Here is a 13,975-nt window from a genome sequence, read left to right on the forward strand (position 1 = left end):
GTTCCCCTCAGGCGACCTCCTCCTCGCCGGCCTCGGTCAACAGCGCGACCAGTTCGTCCTCGTCGGGCAGTGTGCCGGGCATCAGCGTGCGACCGCACCGCACATAGTGGAACGCGGCCCGTACCGCCGACGGCGGGCAGCCGTGCAGCCGCGCCCACGCCAGCCGGTACACCGCCAACTGAAGACCGTTGCGCTGCAACTCTTCTGGGTCCGACGGCATCTCGCCGGTCTTCCAGTCCACAATCGTGACGGCACCGTCGTCGTCGGCGAACACGGCGTCGATGCGGCCACGCACCACCCGGCCTGCGAGCATCATGTCGAACGGCACCTCCACATCCACCGGGGTACGCGCCGCCCACGGCGACACCGCGAACGCCGCCTGCAACTCCTCCAGCTCTCCGCGGTCCTGCCGGTCCGCGTCGACGGCACCGGGCAGATCATCGAGGTCGAACAGTTTTTCGGCCTGGAAATATCGCTGCACCCATTCGTGAAACGCCGTACCCAGCAGGGCCTGCGAATCGGGGCGGCGCGGAAGCCGCCGTTGCAGCCGCTGCGCCACCGCCTCCGGGTCGCGGCCCAGTTCGACCATCGCGCTGACCGACAGCTGCGCGGGCAGCACCGGGACCGGCGGGCGCGCAGCCGATTCCCGTTCGGCCAGCAGGGCGTCCACATCGGCGGCCCAGCCGTGCACATCGGGCAGACCCTGCGGATCACTCTTGGCCGTCATGGTCACCAGGGTCGCCCCGCGGTCGACGTCGCTCCGGCGGGTGCCTGCCGGGTCGACCGGCCACACGGCTTCGACGACACGGTCCCGCAGCGGGTTCGGGGAGCCGTCGGCGGGAGCATCAGCCCACACGTCGACGGCGCCGCACGGCTGTCCCACCTCGATCGAGCGGTCGATGACGTCCTTGAGTTCGGTCAGGAACGTCGACGGCCCCCGCGGCTTGGATTCGGTGGCGCCCCAGTGATGGCCCGACACCAGCAGCATCTGCTCGGCCCGGGTGATCGCCACGTACAACAGCCGACGCTCCTCGTCGGTGCGACGCTGCTCCAGGTTGCGCTTGTGGTCGTTGATCTTGTCCGACAACCCTTTCCGATCACTGACATCGGAGGTGTCGAGCACCGGGACACCGTGGTCGGACACCGTCGCGCAGTCCCCGCGCAGCAGCGGCGGTAGATCGGCGGCGTCGGTGAGCCAGGTGCGCGGTGACGCGGTCGACGGGAACACCCGCCCGGACAGGTGCGGCACCGCGACGATCTGCCATTCCAGGCCTTTGGCGGCGTGCACGGTCAAGATCTGCACCCGCTCGGACGACACCGCAACCTCTGCCGGGGCCAGTCCGTTCTCCACCTCCTCCGCGGTGTCCAGGTAGGCCAGCAGCCCTGAGACCGTCGGATGTCCCCGCGACGCGAAGTCGGCGACCACGTCACCGAACGCGTCGAGATGTTCGGTTCCCGACCAGCCCGCCGAGACCGGTTGCGCGGCACGGACTTCGGCGTCGATACCGAGGGTCCGGCGTACCTCGGCCACCAGATCGGGAAGCGGGCTGTCGAGGTGTGCCCGCAGCATGGTCAGCTCACGGGCCAGCGCGACGATGCGGGCGTGACCGGCCGCGGAGTACGCGTCGGCGGGACCTGGGTCGCAGATCGCATCGGCCAGGCATGCGCCGTCGGCGTCGGAGTCGAGCTGCGCGACGATCTCGTCGGTCGCCGCCATCGAGTCCGGCTTCGGTGCGCCGCCGACGAGCGTCACCGCGCGCCGCCACAGCGCCGCGACGTCGCGCGCCCCGAGGCGCCACCGCGGCCCGGTCAGCACCCGCACCGCCGCGGCACCGGCGGTCGGGTCGGCGCACAGCCGCAGCATCGCCACCACGTCGGCGACCTCGGGCACCGCGAGCAACCCGGCCAGCCCGACCACCTCGACCGGCACCCCGCGCCGGGTCAGCGCATCGGCCATCGGTGCGGCATCGGCGTTGCGGCGCACCAGCACTGCCGCCGTCGGTGGGGCGCCCGACGCCGAGACCTCCCCGTGCCACTGCGCGGCGAGCCGGTCAGCCACCCAGTCGCGTTCGGCCTCGACGTCGGGCAGCAGCGCCGCGCGCACCGTGCCGGGCTCGGCGCCGGGCCGGGGCTGCAACGCCCGCACCGCCACCGACCGGTGGCGCGCATCCAGAGACACCTCGTTGGCCAGGTGCAACACCTCCGGCGGATTGCGCCAGCTGGTACGCAGCTCCAGCGTCGGCGCCGGGGTGCCGTCGGAAAGCGGAAAGTCCGTGGTGAAGCGCGGCAGATTGGTCGCCGACGCACCCCGCCAACCGTAAATGGACTGGATCGGGTCGCCCACAGCGGTCAGGGCCAGACCGTCGTCGGCGCCGCCACCGAACAGCGACGACAGCGCGACCCGCTGCGCGTGCCCGGTGTCCTGGTATTCGTCGAGCAGCACCACCCGATAGCGTTGGCGCAGTTGCTCGCCCACCTCCGGATGGGTGGAGGCCAGCCGGGCGGCCGAGGCCATCTGCATCCCGAAGTCCATCACGCGCTCCTCACGCATCCGGCGGTGCAGCGCGTCGATCAGCGGCACCAGCATGGTGCGTTCGGTCTGGGTGCCCAGCATCCGCAGCAACCACTGGCTCGGACCCTTGTCGCGCTGATATCGGCCCGCGGGCAGATGGTGCACGAGCCGGTCCAGCTCGACGTGGGTGTCGCGTAGTTGCGCGGTGTCGACGAGGTGTTCGGAGAGCTGGCCGGCCAACCGCAGCACCATCGCGGTGATCGACGCCGGCGACTTGTCGGTGTCAAGGGCATCCGGATGCTCGCAGACCACGCGGAACGCCAACTGCCACAGTTCGGTTTCGCCGAGCAGCCGGGTGTCGGGTTCCACCGGCAACATCAGCCCGAACTCGCGCAGCAGGTTCCCGGCGAACGCGTGGTAGGTGCCGATGGTGACCGGGTCGTCGGCAAAGTCCGTACCCGGGATCGTCAGGCCGGCCCCGGCCAGCCGCGCCAGCCGGGACCGCACGCGGCGGAGCAACTGTCCGGCGGCCTTGCGGGTGAACGTCAGCCCCAGCACCTCGCCGGGTGTCGCGTACCCGTTGGCGACCAGCCACACCACCCGCGCGGCCATCGTCTCGGTCTTGCCCGCCCCGGCACCGGCGATGACGACGAGGGGGCCGGGCGGCGCGGCGATCACGGCGGCCTGCTCGTCAGTCGGCTCGAAAAGTCCCAATGCCCTGGACAGTTCGGCCGGGCTGTAGCGCGGTGTGCTCATGTGTCGCTCCTGGTGTCCTGCGCCGGGCACATCGCCCGTACCGGGCAATGGGCGCAACCGTCGTTGACCCGGGCGACGAACTCGGGGCCCTGCGTCGCGGCCGCGGCCTGATGGATCTCGGTCTGCCAGTGTTCCCGCCCCTGTGCGGTCATCGGGTCCTGGTGGCGTTCGGTCGCGGCGCCGCCGGTGGTCTTGCCGAGATAGACCAACCGTCCCCCACCGGGCTGGTCACCGTCGGAGACAAGGCCGGCGGCGACGGCCAGCTGGTACAGCGCCAGCTGGGCGTGCTCTTGGGCGTCGCCCTTGGTGACCGGGCTCTTCCCGGTCTTGATGTCGACGACGACGAGGCGGCCCTCGCTGTCGCGCTCCAGCCGGTCCAGCCGGCCCCGGATCCGCACCGCGGGCCCGTCACCGTCGGCATCACCGACCACCCCGTCGACGTCGATCTCGGTGCCGACCTCGGTGAGCTGCGCCCGGCTGTCAGTGCGCCACCGCAGGAAGGTCTCCAGCATCTCCAGATGCCGGGACAGCTCGTTGTCGGAGTGCCACTGGGCATCGAAAGGCAGTTTTTTCCAGACCTTTTCGAGATCATTGAGCAGTACCGACTCCGGCTTCGCCGACTCCGACACCAGCGCGTGCACCAGCGACCCCAGCGTCGAGCGCACATCGCGGCTCCGCGCACCGCCGTGGCGTTCCAACAGCCAGCGCAGCGGACAATCGGACAGCATCTGCAGCGTCGACGGTGACAGCGTGACCACATGGTCGTCGCCGTCCCACAGTGGCTCCTGCGTGGACAGTTCGCGGGCCCCGTACCAGGACGCCGGATGGGCACCGTGCACGCCGGCCTCGGCGAGCCTCGCCAACTGTGCCGCGGCACAGGCTCGCTCACTGTCGGTGACGGCGTCGGGTGCGGCGCACACCACCGACCGCAGCCGGCCGACCAGCGCTGCGGGCGCGAGCACGCGGGGCGCGCGGATCGGCAGCGCCGGCTCAGGGACGGGTTCGGTGGCCACCGCGGTGAGCTCGGCGCAGAACGACGACGGCAGCATCGCGTCGTCGCCGGAGTCGCTGTCGACCGCGGTGACGAGCAGCCGGCTGCGGGCCCGGCCCATCGCGGCGATCAGCAGCCTGCGTTCCTCGGCCAGCAGCGGTGCGCGGCTGGACAGCCGCTGCCCCTCGGCGGCCACCCCGTCGATGACGTCGACCAGATGCTGGGTGGCCAGCACCCCGCCGCGCGGAGAGACGTTGGGCCACAGCCCTTCCTGCATGCCGGCGAGGACCACGAACTCCCATTCGCGGCCCAGCGCGGAGTGCGCGCTGACCAGTGCGACCCCGTCACCGTCGCGCTCGTCGCCACGGCCCGGGGGTAGCGACAACCCGGTGATGTGGTCGACCAGCCCGCGCAGCGATGCGCCCGCGGTGCGATCGACGTACTGCTCGGCGACGTCGAACAGCGCGGTGACCGCATCAAGGTCACGGTCGGCCTGCGCGGCAGCGGGCCCGCCCCGTTCGGCCGCGGCCAGCCAGCGCTTCTGCAGCCCGGAACGGTTCCACGCCTGCCACAGCGTGTGCCGCGGATCGCAGCCGTCCTGGGCGCTGCGCCGGGCGGCGGTCAGCACGGCGCGGACCCGGCGCAACGCGCGGGCCTGCTCGTCGGGCAGCTGCCCGGCATCGCGCCGCAGCGCGTCGACCAGCAGCTCGCCGAAACTACTGTCGCTGTCGGGTGTCGCACGCCGCAGCGACCGGCGCAGCTGCCGCAGCGACACCGGATCGACCCGCCCGATCGGGCCCGTCACCAACGCCAGCGCGCGCTCCCCGTCGAGCCGATCCTCGGTGGCCTCCAGCACCGTCAGCAGCGCGCGGACCGCCGGCTGATTCGCCAGCGGCACATCGGTGTGCGGTTCGTCGACGGGCACCCCCGCCGCGGTCAGCGCCCGCCCCAGCGAATCCCCCATCCGCGGCACGGAGCGCACGATCACCGCCATCTGCGCCCACGGCACGCCGTCGACGAGGTGGGCGCGCCGCAGCGCGTCGGCGATCAGCGTCGCCTCGGCGTGCGGCGACGCCGCGATACGCACGGCCACCGAACCCGGTCCGTCGCACCCGGTGTAGTCGCGCGTGGCGTCGGGTCCGGGCAGTCGCCGCGCGACCGCGGCGATCGCGTCGGCCACCGGTGCCACGCACCGATGCGAGCGGGTCAGCGTCAGCGCGGCACCGTCTCCGCGCAGCAGCGCAGGATCGGCGCCGCGGTACCCGAACACCGTCTGCTGTGGATCGCCGGCGATCACCGTCAGCTCCGCGCCCGCCGCGAGCACCTGCACCAGGCGCGCGGCCTGCGGATCCAGGTGCTGGGCGTCGTCGACGAGCAGCAGTTGCACCCGCGCGCGTTCGGCGGCCAGCAGCTCGGCGTCCATCGCGAAGGCCTCCAGCGCGGCGCCGACGAGCTCGGCGGCACCGAGAGCGGGCACCGTCGCCTGCGGCGCCGCCATGCCCACCGCCGAACGCAGCAGCATGATCTGCTCGTAGGCCTGCGCGAAACGGCCCGCGGCCTGCCATTCCGGGCGACCGGCCTGACGTCCGATGCGTTGCAACGCAACCGGATCGATGCCGCGCTCACTGCACCGCGCCATCAGGTCACGCAACTCGGTGGCGAAGCCGACTGTGGTCAACGCCGGACGCAGCCGCTGCGGCCACCGCACCGGGGACGCGTCGCCGTCCTCGACGTCACCGGCGAGCAGCTCACGGATGATGCCGTCCTGTTCGGCGCTGGTGATCAACCGCGGCGGCGGGCTGCCGTTGCGCTGTGCGGCCAGCCGCAGCACCGCGAAGGCATAGGAGTGCACGGTCCGTACCAGCGGCTCACGAACCGCCTCCCGCCCCCCAGCACCCAGCAGCGCCGACGTGATCGACGCCCGCACCCGCGCGCTCAGCCGGGATGAACCCGTCAGCAGCAGAACCGATTCCGGATCACGGCCCGCCGCGATCTGGGCGACCGCAGTGTCGACGAGCAGGCTGCTCTTGCCGGTGCCCGGCCCGCCCAGCACGCGAACGGTGCCCCGCATGTCCCGTCGGCCGAGGGCATCGGGCGTCAGTTCGGTGTGTGGCGCGGACATGCACGCATGACATCACGGCGGTACGACAAGTCCCCCTCACCTGGCCTCCGCACAGCGGGCCTGGCAGCATCGGCGTGGTGACCGACGTGTTGTGCACCTACTGCTTCGGCCCGCCCGGACCCGCCCGCGTGCTGGCGATCCACGGGCTGACCGGACACGGCAAGCGGTGGGAGACGCTGTTCGCCGACCACCTGCCCGACGTCGCGGCGCTGGCACCGGACCTGCTCGGGCACGGCCGGTCGTCGTGGGATGCGCCGTGGACGATCGACGCGAACGTGGCAGCGCTGGGCGCCCTCCTGGACGCCGAGGGCGGCGGCCCGGTGGTGGTGGCGGGGCATTCGTTCGGAGGCGCGATCGCGCTGAACCTCGCTGCGGCACGGCCGGATCTGGTCGCCGGACTGGTGCTGCTCGATCCCGCCGTCGGCCTGGACGGACGCTGGATGCGCGAGGTCGCCGAGGACATGTACAGCTCGCCGGACTACACCGACCGCGAGGAGGCCCGCGACGAGAAGCTGCATGGCTCGTGGGGCGAGGTCGATGAGTCCGAACTCGACCGCGAACTCGACGAACACCTCGTCGACTACCCCGGCGGCCGGGTGGGCTGGCGCATCAGCATCCCCGCGATGCTGTGCTACTGGAGCGAACTGACCCGTCCGGCGGTCGTGCCCCGCGACGGCACCCGCACGACCTTGGTGCGCGCCACCCACACCGATCCGCCGTATGCCGGCGCCGACCTGATCGCCGCGCTCGACGCAGGCCTCGGCGACGATTTCACGCTGCTGGAATGGGAGTGCGACCACATGGTGCCGCTGGCCCGGCCCGCCGAGACCGCAGCGGTGATTCGCGACCACCTCGGCTGACATGGCCGCGATCACCGAGGAACAGGTCGAGACGGTACGCACGCTGGTCGCGGCGATCCCGCCGGGGCGTGTCGCGACCTACGGTGACATCGCCGCCGCCGCAGGGCTTTCCAGCCCCCGCATCGTCGCGTGGATCATGCGCACGGACTCCGCGGATCTGCCCTGGCACCGGGTGATCCCGGCGTCGGGCCGTCCCGCGCCGCACCTGGCGACCCGTCAACTCGAACGGCTGCGCGCCGAAGCCGTGTTGGCCGTGGACGGCCGTATTCCGCTGCGGGAGTATCGGCACGCCTTCTGACGCGCCGAGCCCGGCGTCATGGTCGTGGATCTGGCCCAAACCACAGCCGGGAACCTCAGTTCGGCGAAACCCGGGCGTCAGAGCGCCAACCGGACCAGCGACGCCGTACGCGCCAGACCCGGGAACGCCGCGGCCGTCGACCGCGGATGCAGCGCGTGCACCGCCAACCGGAAGATCAACGCCCGCAACAGCATCTGCGGCCACTCCGGTAGCGCCGACCAGCGTTCGATCAGCGCGTCGTCGGCCTCACCCCAGGACAGCGAGTCCACCACGACCACCCCTGCCGCCCACGCCGGCGGACGCCAGTACGGGGTGATGTCGGTGATGCCCGGGGCCGCGGTGCCCGCGAAAAGCACTGTGCCGTAGAGATCCCCGTGCACGAGCTGGCTGGGGCTCTTGGTCGGCCGACGCAGGGTGGCGAGCTGGTTGATCAGCTCGATCGACTTCTGGCCGTCGGCCGCACCGGGACCGACGCGGGCGCCCGGCGGCAGCGCGTGCAGCGGCCGTTCCTCCCACGCCGCGCGGTCGGCGGCGATGAACACGTCGACGTCGCCCCACGGCGCGATGGGCGGTTGGGTCAGAAACCGCGGACGCTCCAGTTTGGCCATCGCCTCGTGCAGGCGCACCGCCGCCGAGACGACCTCGTCGTGGCGGGGTTCCGGGGTGCCCGCGACGTAGGTGTCGGCGCGCCAGCCGGCGACGACGTACCGGCCGTCGGTAGAGCGCACCGGGCGGGCCAGCCGCACCCCGTCGACGAACAACGTCTCACGGACCTTCGCCGACCAGGCGGCGCGGGCATGGTCGGCGACCATCGACAGCACCACCTCACCGCAGCGCCAGCCACCCTCCCAGTTCGAGCCCAACGGTGCGGGTTGCACGCCGGACAGCCCGAACGCTGCGAGTACATGCTGTGGCGGGCGCTCTGCAGTCACCGCCACAGCCTAAGCGCCGCGACCGCGAACCCCGCGTTAGTACATCACCATGTCGGGTTCGAGTTGTTTGCCCCAGGCCACGATCCCGCCCTGCACGTGCAGCGCGTCGGAGAATCCGGCCTTCTTGACGATGGCCAGCACCTCGGCCGAGCGGATGCCGGTCTTGCAGTAGAACACCGGGGTGCGGTCGGTCTTCAGCTTCGACAGCGCCGCACCGGATTCGAAGGCACCCTTCGGGATCAACTCCGCGCCCTCGATGTGGTTGATGTCCCACTCGACGGGTTCCCGGACATCGATCAGCGCCAACGGTTTACCGGAGTCCATCAGCTCGCGCAGCTCGCGCGGCGTGATGGTGGATTCGGCAGCGGCCTCGGCGGCGGCGTCGGAGACCACACCGCAGAACGCCTCGTAGTCGATCAGCTCGGTGATCTTCGGCGTCGACGGGTCCTTGCGGATCTTGATGGTCCGGTAGCTCATGTCGAGGGCGTCGTAGACCATGAGCCGGCCCAGCAGCGGATCGCCGATACCGGTGATGAGCTTGATCGCCTCGGTGCCCATGACCGACGCGATCGACGCGCACAGGATGCCGAGCACGCCGCCCTCGGCGCACGACGGGACCATCCCCGGTGGCGGCGGCTCCGGGTAGAGGTCGCGGTAGTTCAGGCCCAGCCCGTTCGGGGCGTCCTCCCAGAAGATCGACACCTGACCTTCGAAGCGGAAGATCGAGCCCCACACATACGGCTTGCCCGCCAGCACGGCCGCGTCGTTGACGAGATAGCGCGTCGCGAAGTTGTCCGTGCCGTCCAGGATCAGGTCGTACTGGCTGAACAGGTCGACGGCGTTGTCCGGTTCGAGCCGGAACTCGTGCAGGTTCACGGTGACCAGCGGATTGACCTCGAGGACGGATTCCTTGGCGCTCTGCGCCTTGGACCTGCCGATGTCGGACTGGCCGTGGATGATCTGGCGCTGCAGATTGGATTCGTCGACGACGTCGAACTCGACGATGCCGATCGTGCCGACACCCGCGGCGGCCAGGTAGAGCAGTGTCGGCGAGCCGAGCCCGCCCGCGCCGATGACGAGGACGCGCGCGTTCTTCAGGCGTTTCTGCCCGTCCAGACCGAGATCGGGAATGATCAGGTGGCGGCTGTAGCGCGCGACCTCTTCGCGGGTGAGTTCAGCCGCTGGTTCTACCAGCGGCGGCAACGGTGTCGACACCGACTATCTCCTTGGTTGGCTGTATGACCCATCTCAGCAGGTACGGAATTCAACAGCAACGAGGGCCCGACGCTTCCCGCACGCTCGGGCCCGGTCAGCGCGCGGGCCGGCACGAGAATCGCGGCGCGGCGGCGCGCAGACACGCACGCTCGCGGTGCGAGGCGAGGTGGCTCGAGCCGCCGGTGGTACTGCCCGCTGATCAGGCGATCGGGTACGGCCAGGGGTTGAAGCGGCAGGTCAGGTTGTCCGGGGTGACCGTGCCCGGGTCGAAGCGGGCCGCGTCGGTGTTGTTGGTCGAGAACGTCTGCTGCATCATGATCGGCGCCAGCGCCCCGTTCTCGGCGCACTGCTCGTGTCGTTGGTAACCGATCGCGTGACCGACCTCATGGTTGATCACGTACTGCCGGTAGGACCCGATGTCGCCCTGGAACGGCACCGCGCCGCGCACCCAGCGCGCCTCGTTGATGAACACCCGCGGCTGGCCGTCGAAGGCGGGGTTGTAGCAGGACGCCTCGAGCTGGATGTCGTAGCCGCAGCCGTCGCGGATCGTCATCGGGGAGGTCAGCGAGACCCGGAAGTCGGGCTCCACCCCGGAGGCGCCGTCGACACGGGTGAACGCGAACTGCGGATTGTGCGTCCAGCTCTTCGGATTTGCCAGCGTCTCGCTGACCATGCGGGCGAAGCCCTCGTCGCCACCGAAGCTGGTGGTGTCCACTCCGTCCTCGACCTCGACGGTGTAGGTGAAGACCTTCGTGGTGCCCTGGCCGACCTGGGGCAGCGCGCCCGGCACGATATGCCAGGTGCGGGCGCCGGCCTCGGTGAACGGGCCACCCTGCGGCAGGATTCCGGTGGGCAGATTCGCGTCGAATTGGGTCAGCCCCTTCGGCGGGGCGCCGACGATGGAGGTGCTCGGCACGCCGATCGTCGGCGGTCCCTGCACCGGGCCTTCCTCTTCGAGCGCCTGCGGCGCACTGGTTCCGGTGATGGTCTGGTAGATCACGACCGCGGTCAGGAGCACCAGAAACGGCAGCGCATAGGCCCGCCAGCCGTAGGTGGAGACGAACCGGCCGATCCAGGTCTGCTTGCGCCAGCGCTTGTGCTCGTCACGGTTGGACCGGACCCGGCCCGGCTGTTCGGCCAGGGGATCGCGCTGGGCGCGCAGTGGCTCGCGCCACTCGTCGCGCAGCACCGGCACGCGACCGCCCCCGTGACGCTCTGGACCCATTTCGCCCCCTGGCGTGCGGGAGTCGTAGGTCACCGAAACAGGATGACACAGGTCAGCGCCGTTGCTGATCCGGCGCGCCACCGAAGTACATGCCCAAGTGCCGCTTTCGCGGCTCGCGGCGTTGCTGTGTGCGCCCTGACGCGCACGCTGCGCAGACGGTAGTAGTGTCAGTCGCAACGTAAAGAAGCCGCCGTTCGCGCCGGCTGTAGATGTCGAGGTTCTGATGAGCGAACTCGCCAAGACGGCGCCGCGGCGAGGGGGCCAGCCGGCAAACGGCACCGGTGCCCCGACCGTTGCCCGGCGTGGCAACCGTCTGCCGCGCGATGAGCGCCGGGGTCAACTACTGGCCGCGGCCAGCGAGGTGTTCGTCGACCGCGGCTATCACGCCGCCGGAATGGACGAAATCGCCGAACGCGCCGGGGTGAGCAAGCCCGTTCTCTACCAACACTTCTCGTCGAAGGTGGAGCTCTACCTGGCGGTACTACAGCGGCACGTCGACAACCTTGTCTCGGGCGTCCGGCAGGCGTTGCGCACCACCACCGACAACCGTCAGCGGGTGCGCGCGGCGGTGCAGGCGTTCTTCGACTTCATCGACCACGACAGCCAGGGCTACCGGCTGATCTTCGAGAACGACTACGTCACCGAACCGCAGGTCGCGGCCCAGGTGAAGGTCGCCACCGAGTCGTGCACCGACGCGGTGTTCGACCTGATCAGCCACGACTCCGGTCTCGAACCCCACCGGGCCCGCATGATCGCGGTCGGGCTGGTGAGCATCAGCGTCGACTCGGCGCGCTATTGGCTCAACAACGACCGCCCGATCGACAAGGACGACGCCGTCGAGGGCACCGTGCAGTTCATCTGGGGCGGGCTGTCCCACGTCCCGCTGACGCGGTCCTAGCCCCGAACCCAGCCCCGAAAGGCATTCCGCGCGGCGCCCCCTGCGACGCTCCACGCGGAATGCGCGTTCGGTGGACTCAGCGGGTGGCTTCCGAGCCGACGACGCCGAATCCGACGCGGCGGGAGTCGGCGGCACCGATCTCGACGTAGGCGATGCGGGCCGACTGCACCAGGTACCTGCGGCCCTTCTCGTCGGTGAGACTCAGCACGGCCGGCTCACCGCTGAGTGCATCGGCGACCAACTTCTCCACCTCAGCCGGCGTCTGCGCGCTGGCGAAAACCAGTTCGCGCGGGCTGTCGGTGACACCGATCTTGACCTCCACGGTGGGGCCCCTTCTGTTCGAGTGCTCGTCTACTCCAAGGAGGCTAGTGGACGTCGGCCCGGCACGGCGGAGCCGCCACCCCGCCCTCGCCCAGGGCGAACATCGGTCGTCCGCGCGATCGGCCGGAGCCGGCATAACAGCGGGGCGATCGAACCGAGTCCCGACCGTGACCGCCCAGGGCGCGCGTCAGCCTCATCCGTCACTTCTGCCTCAGTAGCATCGGGCGCGAAACCGGATAAAGGATGACTGGAAAGCTTCATGAACAGGCCTTATACCGCGCAATCCCCGTACTCGCTGACGCCGACGGAGCGCCTCCGCAGCAGCCGCGGCAGTGGACGGCGAGGCAGCCGATACGGCGGCCATGGCAGTGATGTCGACGAGCTGGACCGCTACGGCGATCTGGACACCGACGCGCTCCCGCCCTACCCCGGGGACGACTACACGGCCGACTATGAGGACGCCGAGAACTACGACGACTACCTCGACGAGGCCCGCATCGACCGGCGCTGGATGTGGATCGCCGGGGTGGCCGGGGCGATCCTGTTCGTCGCGGTGATCACCGCGAGCATGATCCTCGGCGGCGGCGACAGCGGTTCGGTGTCGGCGACGGTGGCGTCCCCGCTGCCGACCTCCAGCGCGCCGGAGCCGTCCGCGGCGCCCGCCCCGCGCGTCGCGGTGCCCGCCCCGTCACTGCCCGCCGAGACCGTCACGACCGTGACCCCGTCCGCCGAGACACCGGCGCCGGTTCCGGAAGCTCCCGCACCCGTGCTGCCCGCCCCGCAGGCCGCGCCGCCGCCGGCCCCGCCCGCGGGCACCGTGACCTACCGGATCACCGGCAACCGGGCGCTGCTCGACCTGGTCACGGTGATCTACACCGACGCCCAGGGAGCCCTGCAGACCGACGTGAACGTGGCGCTGCCGTGGACCAAGACCATCGTGCTGGATCCCGGAGTGACGCTGAGCTCGGTGACCGCGACCAGCGTGTCCGGTCAGCTCAACTGCGCGATCCTCGACGCCAACGGCTCGGCGCTGGCCGTGCAGAACAGCAACTCGATCATCACCAACTGCACCCGGTAGCGGTTCAGGCCAGGCCGAGCTCGGCCATCCGGCGGTTGTGGGTGTTCTGCAGCGTGTCGAAGAATTCCGACATCTGCGACAGCCCGCCGCCGGCCATCACCAGGTCGACGAGCTCGTCGTGGTCGGCCATCACGAACTGAGCCTGGGTGATCGCCTCGCCGAGCAGCCGCCGCGACCACAGCGCCAGCCGGTGCCGTTGCCGATCGCTCGCGGTGACCGCCGACTGCACCTCGGCGACGACGAACTGCGAGTGCCCGGTCTCCGACAGCACCGAGCGCACCACCTCGGCGGCCTCGGGAGGCATCACGTCGGCGATCTGCAGGTAGAAATCAGCGGCCAGCGCGTCCCCGATGTAGGTCTTGACGAGCGCTTCCAGCCAGGTGCTCGGGGTGGTCAGCCGGTGATAGTTCTCCAGCGCGGGTGCGTACCGGGTCATCGCCGGGACGACGTCGACGCCACGGCGTTCCAGCGCGTCGCGCAGCACTTCGTAGTGCTGCATCTCGGCGGCGGCCATGCTGGCCATGTTGATGCGGCCGCTGAGGTTCGGCGCCATCCTGGCCTCTTCGGTGAGCCGGTAGAACGCGGCCACCTCACCGTAGGCGAGCAGCGCGAACAGCTCGTTGATGCCGGCGTGGTCGAGTGAAATCGGTGCCGCGTCGGCATGGCCCGGCTCGTCCCCCGGGCTACCCGTCGGGGCGGAGGCAGCGGCCGCAGACGGCGTCGAATTCATGCCCCAACCTTAGACTCCGGCACCGGCGATGCGGCTT

The 13,975-nt window shown here is 70.7% G+C and carries 11 protein-coding genes; 4 read left to right on the top strand and 7 right to left on the bottom strand.

Annotated features, from left to right (window positions below; translation table 11 throughout):
- Window positions 1-7: 7 nt before the first annotated feature.
- Window positions 8-3,268: an ATP-dependent helicase gene (locus NTM_RS27660; protein ID WP_163769214.1), complete on the bottom strand. Its 3,261-nt coding sequence runs from the start codon at window positions 3,266-3,268 to the stop codon at window positions 8-10.
- A complete protein-coding gene (locus NTM_RS27665) occupies window positions 3,265-6,381 on the bottom strand; it encodes an ATP-dependent helicase (protein WP_163769215.1) in 3,117 nt (1,038 codons plus the stop codon). Before NTM_RS27665 ends, NTM_RS27660 begins: the two co-directional genes overlap by 4 nt.
- 77 nt (window positions 6,382-6,458) lie before the next feature.
- Between NTM_RS27665 and NTM_RS27670 the strand changes: the two genes are divergently transcribed.
- Both NTM_RS27670 and NTM_RS27675 read left to right on the top strand, forming a co-directional pair.
- A complete protein-coding gene (locus NTM_RS27670; RefSeq protein WP_163769216.1) occupies window positions 6,459-7,241 on the top strand; it encodes an alpha/beta fold hydrolase in 783 nt (260 codons plus the stop codon).
- A 1-nt stretch (window position 7,242) separates the two neighbouring features.
- Window positions 7,243-7,539, top strand: coding sequence for an MGMT family protein (locus tag NTM_RS27675; protein ID WP_163769217.1), 297 nt, complete (start codon window positions 7,243-7,245; stop codon window positions 7,537-7,539).
- A gap of 77 nt (window positions 7,540-7,616) precedes the next feature.
- Here the strand turns inward: NTM_RS27675 and NTM_RS27680 are convergent, their stop codons facing one another.
- The 3 genes from NTM_RS27680 to NTM_RS27690 form a co-directional block, all read right to left on the bottom strand.
- Window positions 7,617-8,471, bottom strand: a complete 855-nt coding sequence (locus NTM_RS27680) for a TIGR02569 family protein (protein ID WP_104863255.1) — start codon at window positions 8,469-8,471, stop codon at window positions 7,617-7,619.
- A gap of 36 nt (window positions 8,472-8,507) precedes the next feature.
- Window positions 8,508-9,686, bottom strand: a complete 1,179-nt coding sequence (gene moeZ / locus NTM_RS27685) for an adenylyltransferase/sulfurtransferase MoeZ (RefSeq protein ID WP_163769218.1) — start codon at window positions 9,684-9,686, stop codon at window positions 8,508-8,510.
- Between the two features lie 199 nt (window positions 9,687-9,885).
- Window positions 9,886-10,911, bottom strand: coding sequence for a DUF3152 domain-containing protein (locus tag NTM_RS27690; protein WP_104863187.1), 1,026 nt, complete (start codon window positions 10,909-10,911; stop codon window positions 9,886-9,888).
- A 223-nt stretch (window positions 10,912-11,134) separates the two neighbouring features.
- Between NTM_RS27690 and fasR the strand changes: the two genes are divergently transcribed.
- A complete protein-coding gene (fasR, locus tag NTM_RS27695; RefSeq protein WP_104863186.1) occupies window positions 11,135-11,809 on the top strand; it encodes an HTH-type transcriptional activator FasR in 675 nt (224 codons plus the stop codon).
- 76 nt (window positions 11,810-11,885) lie between these two features.
- Here the strand turns inward: fasR and NTM_RS27700 are convergent, their stop codons facing one another.
- Complete coding sequence (locus tag NTM_RS27700; protein WP_083143071.1) at window positions 11,886-12,131, bottom strand: DUF3107 domain-containing protein; 246 nt, start codon at window positions 12,129-12,131, stop codon at window positions 11,886-11,888.
- A gap of 258 nt (window positions 12,132-12,389) precedes the next feature.
- Here NTM_RS27700 and NTM_RS27705 point away from each other — a divergent pair, with 258 nt between their 5' ends.
- Window positions 12,390-13,208, top strand: a complete 819-nt coding sequence (locus tag NTM_RS27705) for a hypothetical protein (RefSeq protein ID WP_163769219.1) — start codon at window positions 12,390-12,392, stop codon at window positions 13,206-13,208.
- Window positions 13,209-13,212: 4 nt separating this feature from the next.
- Here NTM_RS27705 and NTM_RS27710 read toward each other — a convergent pair whose 3' ends face one another.
- On the bottom strand, window positions 13,213-13,938 hold the full coding sequence (locus NTM_RS27710; RefSeq protein ID WP_163769220.1) for a ferritin-like fold-containing protein: 726 nt from the start codon (window positions 13,936-13,938) through the stop codon (window positions 13,213-13,215).
- Window positions 13,939-13,975: the final 37 nt, after the last annotated feature.

Origin of the sequence: Mycolicibacterium parafortuitum, from assembly GCF_010725485.1 — a bacterium.
GTDB lineage: Bacteria > Actinomycetota > Actinomycetes > Mycobacteriales > Mycobacteriaceae > Mycobacterium.

Bases quoted from the DNA above. Each gene is read 5' to 3' on its own strand.
- fasR (WP_104863186.1), top strand. From the start codon at position 11,135: ATGAGCGAACTCGCCAAGACGGCGCCGCGGCGAGGGGGCCAGCCGGCA.
- NTM_RS27705 (WP_163769219.1), top strand. From the start codon at position 12,390: ATGAACAGGCCTTATACCGCGCAATCCCCGTACTCGCTGACGCCGACG.
- NTM_RS27690 (WP_104863187.1), bottom strand. From the start codon at position 10,911: ATGGGTCCAGAGCGTCACGGGGGCGGTCGCGTGCCGGTGCTGCGCGAC.
- NTM_RS27665 (WP_163769215.1), bottom strand. From the start codon at position 6,381: ATGTCCGCGCCACACACCGAACTGACGCCCGATGCCCTCGGCCGACGG.
- NTM_RS27710 (WP_163769220.1), bottom strand. From the start codon at position 13,938: ATGAATTCGACGCCGTCTGCGGCCGCTGCCTCCGCCCCGACGGGTAGC.
- NTM_RS27675 (WP_163769217.1), top strand. From the start codon at position 7,243: ATGGCCGCGATCACCGAGGAACAGGTCGAGACGGTACGCACGCTGGTC.
- NTM_RS27660 (WP_163769214.1), bottom strand. From the start codon at position 3,268: ATGAGCACACCGCGCTACAGCCCGGCCGAACTGTCCAGGGCATTGGGA.